Below are 11,506 nucleotides of genomic sequence, written 5' to 3'. Positions count from 1 at the left end.
CAATTCGGACGCCTCCATGTGCAAGGTTTTTCGCGGGTAAGTCCCTGTTTTCCTTGCACTTGAATTCGACAAAAGAGGTCCTAAACCCTTGTGGCTGTCGGACTTTTGATTCGTTCAGCAAGCCCTACATAGAAAAAACAAAAAAGCAGCACGGCTTAATACACCGTACTGCTTCCGCTTCTTACTGTTTAATTTAACAACAGCGATTGACTTTACCGCTTTCGTAGCGTTCTTTTAAGGACAGCATGTAGAACTCCTTCTCCGTCAAGAGCGTTTGATCCGGATGGCAGGACTGCTGATGCTTTACATACTTTTCATAATCGGGAATGTTGAAAATAACCTTAATCGTTGCTTTGGCTTTGTTCGCAAACCTTGTAATTTTCACCATCGTTATCACGCTCCGAATGTAGATTTGACAAACGGCGCTTCCTGCAGCTTGATCTCTTGCTTTTGAACCAAAATTTTGTACCATACCCGCAAAGACTCGATAATCATCAGAATGACCACGATACCGAAGAAGATGGTGAGAATGGCATCTACATAGTTGTTCGTCACAATTTGCTGCATGACATCCATATTTTTGGCCGGAGCAATCACTTGGCCGCTGTCAATTCCCTCTTGATATTTTTTGGCAGCCGCCAAAAATCCGATGTTCGCCTTTTCGGAGAACACTTTTTGGAATCCCGCGGTCAATGTCGTCACGGACAGGAAAACAAACGGAACGATCCCGACCCAAGCGTAACGGGCCTTGCCCATTTTAATCATAATCGTTGCCGCTACAGCCAAAGCGATGGCCGCCAGCATCTGATTCGCGATACCGAATAAAGCCCATAAGGAGTTGATGCCCCCGAAAGGATCGATGGCTCCTTGATACAAGAAATATCCCCAAGCCGCGCAGACAATAACAGAAGCGACAACATTGTATTTGAATACTTGAGTTTGCGCGAAGGGCTTATAGAAGTTGCCGACCAAATCCTGCAGCATAAACCGGCCTACCCGGGTCCCGGCATCAACGGCCGTCAAAATAAACACGGCTTCAAACAAAATCGCAAAATGATACCAGAACGCTTTGGCGCCGGCCAGGAACGTGGAAAAGATCTCGGCCATTCCTACGGCAAGCGTCGGCGCTCCACCCGTTCGCGAAAGAATGGTATGCTCACCGATTTCTTTTGCGGTATTCGTAATTTGCTCCGGTGTAACCGTGAAGCCCCATGACGAGATTTTGGCCGCCGCTGCCGCCGCATCCGTACCGATGACAGCCGGTGAAGAGTTCATTGCGAAATAAATGCCCGGCTCTAAGGCGCAAGCTGCGATTAATGCCATTACGGCAACGAACGACTCGGCAGCCATGCCGGCATACCCGATAAAAGGCGCGTGGCTTTCTCTTTCGATCAGCTTCGGGGTTGTACCCGACGAAATCAGGGAATGGAATCCTGATACGGCTCCGCAAGCAATGGTAATAAATAAGAACGGGAATAAATTACCGGAAAAAACAGGACCGGATCCGTCGATAAACTTGGTTACCGCAGGCATCTGCAGCTCCGGCAGCGTAATCAGGATCCCCCCGGCAAGCAAAATAATGACGCCGATTTTCAAGAAGGAGCTCAAATAATCACGCGGTGCAAGGAGCACCCAAACCGGTAAAATCGATGCAATCAATCCGTACACCACCATCATGATGGCGATTTGCGGAGCCGTGAAGGTAAACATTTTGGCCAGCGTTGCGCTTTGCGCTACATACTGCCCCGCCCACAATGCGACCATCAATAAAACAAACCCGATAATCGATCCTTCAATCACTTTACCCGGCCGGATAAAGCGCATGTAAAAGCCCATAAATATGGCGATCGGCATCGTCATCACAATCGTAAACATTCCCCATGGGGACTCTGCCAGCGCCTTGACGACAACAAGCCCAAGCACCGCGACGATAATGATCAGGATCGCCAGCGTTGCGATGGAGGCCAACGTTCCGGCGAATTTGCCCACCTCGTCTTTGGCCATTTGACCGAGCGATTTCCCGTCTCTGCGCATGGAACCGACAAGCGTTACAAAATCTTGCACACATCCGGCAAGAACCGCCCCGATGATAATCCACAAAATACTTGGCAAATATCCCATTTGGGCGGCCAAGATCGGCCCAACCAGCGGTCCCGCCCCGGCAATGGCCGCAAAATGGTGGCCAAAGAGAACGTATTTATTCGTTGGAACGAAGTCTTTGCCATCATTGTGGACGTGAGCAGGGGTCGCCCGATCGTCGTTTAATTCATAAATTTTCCTTGCGATAAACCGGCTGTAAAACCGGTAGCCAAACGCATAGGTACAGATCGCGGCTATGATCAACCAAGCCGCCGAGATGCTCTCGCCGTTCGCAAGCGCAATCATGGCAAAGCCTGCCGCCCCTAAGAGCGCAATAACCGCCCATACCACATACGAAACGAATTTGTTTTTCATCATGTCACACTCCCGGTAAGCGTTTTCTTTTTGCGCACAATCATCATAGGAGATGCAAAGGAGCCATGCTGTATCGGCCTTTTGTCCCCATGAGATACCCCAAATGATTTATATCTGACAGCGCTTGCAATCAGTATAAACCGTTTGGAATTTGTGCGAAACGCCTGGAACGCAACATGTGAAATTACCGATGCATGATGTCAGATTTCCAGCTTCAAACGTAAGGCTTTCACATAGTTTCTGCTGACTGGTATACTGCTCCGGTTCGCATCATCCATCAGCAAATCATAAGCGCCGTTAACCCACGTTTTCAGCTCGACAATGAACCCCAGATTCACAAGAAAGCTTTTGTGGCAGCGGAAGAAGCCGAACGGCTCCAGCTTTTGCTCCAGCTCCGACAACGTATAGGAGACCCCATAGGCCCTATCCTGAATGTGAACCTGTACATATTTTCCTTCTTTGCTGATAAATACAATATCTTTAGGAGATACATACTTGATGCCTTCCTCCACTTCAAGGGCCAGTTTCAAGGGCGCAGGGGCTGCCGGGCCCGACGAAACGTTCTCCATGCGTTTTTTTCCAAGCTCCCGGAAAACCATGTTCAAATCTTCTTCATCATATGGCTTGAGTATATAGTGAAAAGCCCTCAGCTTGAATGCATCGACCGCATATTGATCATAAGCGGTGGAAAAGACGATCTTCATCTGCGGATTCATCTCGCCGACAATTTCGGCCACTTGAAGCCCGTTGAGATCCGGCATGTTCATATCCAGAAAAAGGACATCCGGAGCATGCTCTTTTACCTTTTTGATCGCATCCATTCCGCAGTTGGCCTGCGTCACCTTTTCCACACTATCGATCTGTTCCAATAAATAGACAAGCTCCTCCCTTGCCGGAGCCTCGTCGTCAGCAATCACAATATGCCAACCCATCATTCTTCACCTCACCCAAAAGCTGATCTTTGTGCCTTCTCCCGGCTTGCTGTCAATTTCAAGAGGTCGTTCCTGTCCATAATGATAACTAAGACGCTGCTCGATATTGCGCAATGCCATGCCCGCGTGCTCCTCATGATGATGTAATTCCGCTACTTTCATGCCTACCCCGTTATCTTCAATGGAAATCCTCGTATGAAGCTCCTCTCCGTCCTGCTCCTCCTTGACAAAAACCCGAATCACCCCGGGTCTGCCGGCGCCCGCTATTCCATGCACGATCGCATTCTCGACAAGAGGCTGAATCGTAAAAGGAGGAATCTGACGATCCAAAGCACGTTCATCGATATCGGTGAAAAATTCCATTTGATCCCCTAGTCTCGCTTTGATCAAGTTCAGGTAGGACATGACCAGCTCAAGCTCATCGCGGATCGGAACCAGTCTTTGATTGCCGTTGCTCATGTTTTTGCGCAAAAACCGGGACAAGTGCATGACCATCTGACGGGCCTCCTCCGGCTTCGTTCGGATAAACGATTTTACCGTATTGAGCACGTTAAAAAGAAAATGCGGATTCATCTGGGCCTGCAGAGAACGGATTTCCGCGTCTGCAAGCAGCTGTGCCTGCCTCTGGGTTTCAACAAAGGCATACTGCTGGGATAGCAGCCCGGCCAGAGAGGCCAGCATTCGCCTCCGGGAAGGGTGGTCTTCCTGATCTAAACGCTCGAAAAACAAACGAAATTGGCCGATCGGCTTTTTATTTTGGATTTCAATATACAAATCGATCCAAAATCCGGTTTTTCTTCCCTCCGCTACCCAATCCAAGCCGTTTTTGCTGAAAAACACACCGACAGCTTTGGTCTCCTCGTTGAGCACCTTGGCGATTTCGCGAACCGCTTTATCGAATTCCAACCGCCACAGCGGCATCGTCATGTCGGCGATTTGCAAAGCTTTATGGGCATGCTCCATGCCGACTCGTTCTTCTTCGCGAACCAAAGTGTTATACAATGCAAAATATAGAGCGACGCCTACGCTGTTAGCGAATACTTGAGGAAAGCCGATCAGCGATACCAAGCCTACAGCTTCATTCCATGGCTTGGCCAGTATGAGAATCAGCGCCATTTGCAGAGCTTCGGCAAAAAAACCGACGGTGAACGCAAGCTGCATCGATGAAAACTTGCGGAAGCGTCTTTTGAGCGCATTCCGGCAAAGACCGGCCAAAATCCCTTGAAGAATCGGGGCAATCATACAGGCTACCGCTACAAACCCGCCCAGACTGTACCTGTGCAATCCGGCGACCGCTCCGACGACCAGGCCGCTTTTCACCCCGCCAAGCAAACCGGCAATGACCACTCCAACGGTCCGGGAATTCGCTATGGCTGCCGTCGGGCTCACCTCGCCGATCCACGGAGCAGGCTGATATGTATAATTTGAAACGCTTACACCGGAATACGTGCCAAGAATCGCGTAGACGCTAAAAAAAAGAAGGAACCGCCACTGGTAGGACTTGTCCCCCTGATAATTCATATAGCTTCTCATCCAGCGGCTGCGTGAGAAAACAAAGGCCAACGCGATCAAGAATCCAACGCGTTCCAGCATATCGACGGATAACTGCAGCATAGGTTCACGCACCTTCGAACAACTTCATCTCTTAAGTTTAATATAGCAGCCCCGGCACTCTTAGCCTGGTCCCCAATCCATCTAAAAAACATTGGCTAATGTGCGCCGCGGCGCCAAAGCCAATGTTTATCACGGGAACGGTCCTCCATATCAGCTGTTATTGCAATATTCGTGCCGTTACCATAGATCTCGCCACCCGAACGCCGTTACACATGACTTCCAAATCGAGCTTGCAAAATCTTCGGCTTAATTCGATAATCGTAGGAACGATTTCGATCACATCGTCGATTTGTAATGCCACGAGAAAATAACTGGAGGAGCTGTCTATGATCAAGTCTCCCTTTTTACGCTCCTGAACCGTACGGTAGGCGGCCCGAATCATCAGGGTCGTCAGAACCCCTTCCGACACCATTCCCTCGTAATTGGTCATTTGGGGCGTCACCGCGCCTCTAAAATAAAGCTTTCCTTCCGCATTCCGCAGCTCTTCAAATCCGGCACTGATTTGAACTTCAAAGGTTTCCGCATTTTGAGGCTGCTTTTGCATATATTGCATCGCTTTCATGACATCCTTGCGGCTGATGACCCCAATCATCTTCCGATCCTGATCAATGACCGGAAGCAGCTCGATGCCCTCCCACACCATCGTATGACCTGCAGACGCTACAGACGTCTTGGTACTGATCACCAGCGGATTCAACGTCATCAATTCTACGATCGGCTGGTCAGGTTTGGCGCCGATGATGTCTTTGGTTGTAATGATGCCGATCGGCTTCCGTTCTTCATCCACCACGGGATAGCGGGTATGTGACGTTTGCTCAACCAGCTTTTCCATATCCTTAACCGTATTGGTCGCCATTAAGGAGTATACCGGTGTATCCTTTCGAATAATGTCTTCTACGATCAAGATCTGCTTCTTGATTAATCGATCCTCAATGGCCCGGTTAATCATGGCCGCAACGGTAAACGTATCATAGCTGCTTCCGATGATCGGCAGCTCCAGCTCGTCTGCAAGCTTCTTCACCTCAGGGGTTGTATCAAAGCCTCCCGTAATCAAAACGCCGGAGCCTTGGCTAAGCGCACACATATGAGCCTGTACACGATTTCCGACGATAAGAAGATTTCCCGGTTCAATGTATTTCAGCATCGCTTCAAGCTGCATGGCGCCGATGACAAATTTGTTCAATGTCTTATGGATTCCCGCGGACCCGCCAAGCACTACGCCTTCCACCACCTTGACGATTTCCGAAAAGGTAAGCTTATCGATTTGCTGCTCTTCTTTTTTTTCTACCCGGATCGTACCGATTCGCCGTTTGGTGCTGACCAGGCCGGTATTTTCCGCTTCCTTGATAGCCCGGTATGCGGTTCCTTCGCTGACTTCCAGCTCTTGAGCGATTTTACGAACGGACAGCTTCGTGCCTACGCTTAAAGACTCAATGTATTTGGTTATTTGTTCATGCTTCGTATTGAGTTCCGAGTTGTCCAAGCTCATTATCCGCACCTCGCTGAACCGTTATATAATATTTAACCAATTATATAATAGCTCAATGAAAAAAAACAGCACCTCCAAATTTATCAAGACCTGGTTCGATGAAAATAGGGTTGCCTCTCCCTGCATTATTCAAAAATCACAAAAAAAACGCAACATCCAAGCAATATCGTTCGTATATTAATGTAGTAAGCAACGAGAACCTTCTCAAAGGACAGGTGAACGGCAATAGAAGACGAACTTTTTGAGCGGGTGGTACGCCTCCTGAAGCAGCGGACGGACAGCCAGGCCGAGGTGGTTATCGAGAACGATTTTCCCGGCGGCCGGATGGTAGGCGGGAAATACCGGATGGCGGCGCACGAGGTTACGATATATAAAGATCCGATCGCCCGGCAGTGTTTACGGCTCTTCGGCTCACTGGATCGGCTGGAGGAGTATGCGGTGGTGGTCTGCGCTCATGAGCTGGGTCATGCGGAAGATAGGGAGCTGGCCTCCCTGTCTCTGCGGCTTGATGAAGCTCCGACCCGGCGGGAGCAAGCGCAGATCGCCTTGAGGATCGAAGTGAATGCATGGCGTTATGCGGAGGCGGCGCTGCCTGACTTTGACCCCGTCTTCATGCAGACGATCATTGACGAATCGCTGGCGGCGTATAGGGAGGAGCTTAGGGACGATATTGCTTGAAGTTTCTTATCCATGCCATAAGGTCAGGCGTTCCGTGAGGAACGGCCTGACCTTATTCTTATGTTCGCTGTTCAACTTTTTTCATTCGTTCGTTTGGAGAGTATCGGCTCCTTGCAAGCCAAGGCCCCATACGATCGTCTTAGGGATGACAGGCCGCCTTTGCGGTCAAGTTCTCCCTCATCATGCTATCTTTAGGAGCGATCGCGGTTTCGCGAACGGGATTCGCCGCCCTTACGTCCCGCTTCCTCCCGGCTCATTTTCTCGTCATCCCCGTCATCTCCCCGGTTAGAATCCCGGTTTCTGCCTTGATCACCCCGAGACTCCCCTCCCTTTTGCCCGATTTCCTGATAGAACTCGCGGTCATGGGTTCTGGAAGTCTCTTCTCCACCCTTACGTGCTTCTTCGCGGCTCATTTTCCCATCACGGTTGTTTTGTGCCATTCTGAATCACTCCTTATTGGGTTTTAGTGGTGCATGTCTTATTTACCCTTATGCCAATAAATGAATCATCTTTTATTTCCGGTAAGCACACCGAGACAAATGAATTCGCTGCAGGAAGGGTGCTTTAGCTTTACACTTAATGAGTGAATTGCTCTTCCTCGGTCGAGCCTGTCAGGGCCGTAGTGGAGGAGGTTCCGCCCGCAATCACCTGCGATACTTCGTCGAAGTATCCCGTACCTACCTCGCGCTGATGACGTGTCGCTTCATAGCCTTTGGACTCGCTGGCAAATTCAAGCTGCTGGAACTCGGAGTACGCAGCCATGCCGCGGTCTTTGTAGTCGTAAGCCAGCTCAAACATACTGTGATTCAGCGCATGGAACCCTGCCAAGGTAACGAATTGGAACTTATAGCCCATTTTCCCAAGCTCCTGCTGGAATTTAGCCGTGGTTTCCTCATCCAATTTTTTCTTCCAGTTGAAGGATGGGGAGCAGTTATAAGCAAGCAATTTCCCCGGAAATTTGGCATGGATAGCTTCTGCGAACCGCCGTGCCTCCTCAAGATTCGGTTCGGATGTCTCACACCAGATCATATCCGCGTATGGAGCATAAGCAAGACCGCGGGAAATCGCTTGATCCAGCCCGTCATTGACATAGAAGAAGCCCTCGGGAGAACGCTCACCTGTAAGGAAGGGTCGGTCGTTCTCATCAATGTCGCTTGTGATCAATCGGGCGGCATTCGCATCCGTTCTTGCAATCAGGAGCGTCTCCACTCCCATGACATCGGCAGCAAGCCTGGCAGCGATTAAGTTGCGAACCGCTTGCTGTGTCGGCAGCAGTACCTTCCCGCCTAAGTGGCCGCATTTCTTTTCGGAGGAAAGCTGGTCTTCAAAATGTACAGCCGCCGCTCCCGCTTCGATCATCCCTTTCATTAATTCGAAAACGTTCAGTGGTCCTCCGAAGCCGGCTTCCGCATCGGCCACGATCGGCAAGAAGAAATCGATATTTCCATTGCCCTCGGAGTGCTGGATTTGATCTGCCCGCTGCAGCGCTTGATTAATCCGTTTCACGACCTGAGGAACACTGTTGGCCGGGTACAGACTTTGATCGGGATACATATGACCTGATAAATTCGCATCGGCTGCTACCTGCCAACCGCTTAGATAAACGGCCTTAAGTCCAGCCTTCGCTTGTTGAACGGCTTGATTTCCGGTTAATGCTCCAAGTGCCGGAACGAAATCTTCCGTATTGACCAGCTCCCACAGCTTCTTGGCTCCACGAGCGGCCAACGTATGCTCAATTCGTACGGAACCCCGAAGACGAATCACATCCTCTGCGGTATACGGCCGCGTAACTCCTTCAAATCGCTTTGAATTCCAGCTCGACTGTAATTGCTCCTGTTGAAGTTGTCTGTTACTCATCTGAATCAACTCTCCCTTATTTGGAATAAAGTAAACGGTTTCGAATCTTGCAAAAATCGGCGTTACAAGGCTTCCTCTAGATATCCGCTGCCTCCGCACATCGGACAAGCGTACGGCCAGGACGCCCTCTCCCCTAAATGCGGCTCTTCTTGCGTATGCTGTTTCTCATCACTGAAGCTTATCCCTTCCAGTTCTCCTGTTCCGCAACACGTCGGACAATCCATTGTAATTCAGCTCCTTTTGATTTGTTATAGTACAGTTGTTTAATTTATATATATTTTATAACACATAAATTAAAATTGTTCAATACTGTTTTTGTTATTTTTTTCTGTTATATAATATTTAAATGAAGACATAAAAAAGTCCGCCTGTGGATTGGCGGACTTTAATCTGTAGTATAAGTTCTTTTATTGACCATCCGTATCCGGATCGAATGCTGCATAATACAAAGCCATGTGTACCGGGGATAACTCATAAAAAACGGTTTCTCCAAGCTCATTGTGTTCAGTGCCCGCTGTTGTTCTTGTTTCTTTTTTTTCGGATTGAAATACACGCAATTTCCGAATCTCTCGTGTTTTAAACTCCATGGACAAGGCTGTACTATTCATTGCTACCGCTCCCTTCAAATGGTTTTTATAATATTACAGTATCGATAATTTTTTATTTATTATATAACAGTATCTATATATATGCAACAGAAAAGTATTTATTATATTTTTTATATAACAATAAGAAAGCTGTATCAATAATACAGGTGTCATCATGATTATTACATAACAAAAAAGCCGTCCGGCAATCAACCACCGGACGGCTTGTCTCTTTTTTTAAAAATATGATAATTAAAAATCAGTTCGTTCTGCTCTTCCTTAAGAAGCTTGACGCGCTTGATTCAAAGCCGCTTGCTCCCTCAATTTACGGATGTCTCTGCGAATCAAGAGAGAAACAATGAGTGCGACAACGAACAAGCCGGCAAAAAAGGTCAAGCTGTTCGCATAGCTTCCTGTCGTATCCTTCATCCATGCGGCAAACATTGGACCCGCCAAACCGGCTGCTGCCCAAGCCGTTAAAATATACCCATGGATCGCTCCGAACTGCTTGGTTCCGAACAAATCGCCGATATACGCAGGAATTGAGGCAAAGCCTCCGCCATAGCAGGTATAGATGACAGCCAGCATGATTTGGAATAATAGAGCTCCTGTGGTATGAGGCAGCAGTGCAAACAGGATGATCTGCAAAACGAAAAACGTCGTGTACGTGTTAGGACGGCCGATGTAGTCTGAGATCGATGCCCAACCGATACGTCCAAAACCATTAAAAAGACCCAGAATTCCAACCAGAGCTGCCGCTTCCCCCGCTGTCAGCCCGATGCTCTCCTGGGCAAGCGGCTTAGCCGCGGACAGAATGGCGATTCCGCATGTCACGTTAATGAACAGCATAAGCCACAAATAATAAAAACGGGAGGTCTTAATCGATTCATTGGCGGTAAGCTGCGAGAGATCGGTATAACGAGACTTCGAAGCTTCCATTTTCTGCTGAAATCCTGCCGGCATCCAGTTGGCAGGCGGCTTCTCAAGGTACAAGGAGGACACCAGCATGACGATAAAATAGGCGGCACCCAGGATATAAAACGTCATGGCTGTTCCCAACGATTGAATTAAGGAGTTCATAATCGGACTGCTGATCGCAGCCGCAAATCCGAATCCCATAATGGCCAGACCGGTAGCCAAGCCCCGGCGATCCGGGAACCACTTAACCAACGTGGATACAGGCGCAATATAGCCAACGCCCAAGCCAATACCGCCGAGAACGCCATAAAACAGGTACAACAGGTTGAGCGATTCCATATTCACCGCAAAACCGGAACCGAAGGTGCCTATACCAAAAAAGGTGGCGGCAACCAAACCGGCCTTACGGGGTCCGTGTTTCTCCACAAAATGACCCATGAAAGCGGCTGATAATCCTAAAAACAATATGGCCAAGCTAAATGTAAACTGTACTTGACTTGCTGTCCAGCCGAACTGTTGGATCAGCGGATTGGTAAAGTTGCTCCACGCATAGACGGATCCGATGGAAATGTGGATCCCTACGGCCGATGCCGCAATTAACCAACGATTTTTAATTTTCCCCATACACTACACCCTTTTCTTTTAATTTCTCTGAGATGTAAAAATAAAAAGCATCACAAACACCTGTCCTTGAATGGCATGAGCATTAGACAGGAATTGTGACGCTAGTATAACCGCAGGAGCGCTACGTTAAAACCAGCTTATGATTAGATATGTTTCCGTGGACGGCTTAACGTTGAACAGGGGTCGCTGTTAACCAATCAAGCTATTCCGGAAAATGTTGTACATCATTCATATTCTCGTTAATCATCGCGTTAACAAATTCGACAAATATTACGCTTCCTAGTCTATCATGCAACCGCATTCATGGCAATAGATTTATTTTATTGTGAATCCATCAAATACTTCCTAAATGA

The 11,506-nt window shown here is 48.5% G+C and carries 11 protein-coding genes; 1 reads left to right on the top strand and 10 read right to left on the bottom strand.

Features of this window, described 5'->3' with window-relative positions; translation table 11 throughout:
• Nucleotides 1–193 precede the first annotated feature (193 nt).
• The 5 genes from ACZYR9_RS05165 to ACZYR9_RS05145 form a co-directional block, all read right to left on the bottom strand.
• Nucleotides 194–388, bottom strand: coding sequence for a CstA-like transporter-associated (seleno)protein (locus ACZYR9_RS05165; RefSeq protein ID WP_488977391.1), 195 nt, complete (start codon nucleotides 386–388; stop codon nucleotides 194–196).
• A 5-nt stretch (nucleotides 389–393) separates the two neighbouring features.
• Nucleotides 394–2,454, bottom strand: a complete 2,061-nt coding sequence (locus tag ACZYR9_RS05160) for a carbon starvation CstA family protein (RefSeq protein WP_488977407.1) — start codon at nucleotides 2,452–2,454, stop codon at nucleotides 394–396.
• A 200-nt stretch (nucleotides 2,455–2,654) separates the two neighbouring features.
• Complete coding sequence (locus ACZYR9_RS05155; protein WP_488977390.1) at nucleotides 2,655–3,389, bottom strand: LytR/AlgR family response regulator transcription factor; 735 nt, start codon at nucleotides 3,387–3,389, stop codon at nucleotides 2,655–2,657.
• A 3-nt stretch (nucleotides 3,390–3,392) separates the two neighbouring features.
• The gene (locus ACZYR9_RS05150; RefSeq protein WP_488977389.1) at nucleotides 3,393–5,000 is read right to left on the bottom strand and encodes a LytS/YhcK type 5TM receptor domain-containing protein; all 1,608 of its coding nucleotides are present in this window, start codon (nucleotides 4,998–5,000) and stop codon (nucleotides 3,393–3,395) included.
• A gap of 157 nt (nucleotides 5,001–5,157) precedes the next feature.
• Nucleotides 5,158–6,489, bottom strand: coding sequence for a DRTGG domain-containing protein (locus ACZYR9_RS05145; RefSeq protein WP_488977388.1), 1,332 nt, complete (start codon nucleotides 6,487–6,489; stop codon nucleotides 5,158–5,160).
• Between the two features lie 249 nt (nucleotides 6,490–6,738).
• On the opposite strand from ACZYR9_RS05145, the gene ACZYR9_RS05140 reads away from it, so the two are divergent.
• On the top strand, nucleotides 6,739–7,167 hold the full coding sequence (locus ACZYR9_RS05140) for a hypothetical protein (RefSeq protein ID WP_488977387.1): 429 nt from the start codon (nucleotides 6,739–6,741) through the stop codon (nucleotides 7,165–7,167).
• A 191-nt stretch (nucleotides 7,168–7,358) separates the two neighbouring features.
• Here the strand turns inward: ACZYR9_RS05140 and ACZYR9_RS05135 are convergent, their stop codons facing one another.
• From ACZYR9_RS05135 to ACZYR9_RS05115, 5 genes are all read right to left on the bottom strand, one after another.
• Nucleotides 7,359–7,607, bottom strand: a complete 249-nt coding sequence (locus ACZYR9_RS05135; RefSeq protein ID WP_488977386.1) for a KGG domain-containing protein — start codon at nucleotides 7,605–7,607, stop codon at nucleotides 7,359–7,361.
• Between the two features lie 136 nt (nucleotides 7,608–7,743).
• Nucleotides 7,744–9,024, bottom strand: coding sequence for an isocitrate lyase (aceA, locus tag ACZYR9_RS05130; protein WP_488977385.1), 1,281 nt, complete (start codon nucleotides 9,022–9,024; stop codon nucleotides 7,744–7,746).
• 62 nt (nucleotides 9,025–9,086) lie between these two features.
• Nucleotides 9,087–9,248 (bottom strand): hypothetical protein, encoded by a 162-nt coding sequence (locus tag ACZYR9_RS05125; protein ID WP_488977384.1) that lies wholly within the window; start codon nucleotides 9,246–9,248, stop codon nucleotides 9,087–9,089.
• A 183-nt stretch (nucleotides 9,249–9,431) separates the two neighbouring features.
• Nucleotides 9,432–9,632: a hypothetical protein gene (locus ACZYR9_RS05120; RefSeq protein WP_488977383.1), complete on the bottom strand. Its 201-nt coding sequence runs from the start codon at nucleotides 9,630–9,632 to the stop codon at nucleotides 9,432–9,434.
• Nucleotides 9,633–9,890: 258 nt separating this feature from the next.
• The gene (locus tag ACZYR9_RS05115; protein ID WP_488977382.1) at nucleotides 9,891–11,153 is read right to left on the bottom strand and encodes an L-lactate MFS transporter; all 1,263 of its coding nucleotides are present in this window, start codon (nucleotides 11,151–11,153) and stop codon (nucleotides 9,891–9,893) included.
• Nucleotides 11,154–11,506 lie beyond the last annotated feature (353 nt).

The sequence above is a fragment of the Paenibacillus sp. F024 genome (genome assembly GCF_057814255.1).
The sequence above is the reverse complement of the archived record's forward strand: the minus strand, read 5'-3'. Positions and strand labels throughout refer to the sequence as shown.

Bases quoted from the DNA above. Each gene is read 5' to 3' on its own strand.
- ACZYR9_RS05165 (WP_488977391.1), bottom strand. From the start codon at position 388: ATGGTGAAAATTACAAGGTTTGCGAACAAAGCCAAAGCAACGATTAAG.
- ACZYR9_RS05145 (WP_488977388.1), bottom strand. From the start codon at position 6,489: ATGAGCTTGGACAACTCGGAACTCAATACGAAGCATGAACAAATAACC.
- ACZYR9_RS05115 (WP_488977382.1), bottom strand. From the start codon at position 11,153: ATGGGGAAAATTAAAAATCGTTGGTTAATTGCGGCATCGGCCGTAGGG.
- ACZYR9_RS05120 (WP_488977383.1), bottom strand. From the start codon at position 9,632: ATGAATAGTACAGCCTTGTCCATGGAGTTTAAAACACGAGAGATTCGG.
- ACZYR9_RS05155 (WP_488977390.1), bottom strand. From the start codon at position 3,389: ATGATGGGTTGGCATATTGTGATTGCTGACGACGAGGCTCCGGCAAGG.
- ACZYR9_RS05150 (WP_488977389.1), bottom strand. From the start codon at position 5,000: ATGCTGCAGTTATCCGTCGATATGCTGGAACGCGTTGGATTCTTGATC.
- ACZYR9_RS05160 (WP_488977407.1), bottom strand. From the start codon at position 2,454: ATGAAAAACAAATTCGTTTCGTATGTGGTATGGGCGGTTATTGCGCTC.
- aceA (WP_488977385.1), bottom strand. From the start codon at position 9,024: ATGAGTAACAGACAACTTCAACAGGAGCAATTACAGTCGAGCTGGAAT.
- ACZYR9_RS05125 (WP_488977384.1), bottom strand. From the start codon at position 9,248: ATGGATTGTCCGACGTGTTGCGGAACAGGAGAACTGGAAGGGATAAGC.
- ACZYR9_RS05135 (WP_488977386.1), bottom strand. From the start codon at position 7,607: ATGGCACAAAACAACCGTGATGGGAAAATGAGCCGCGAAGAAGCACGT.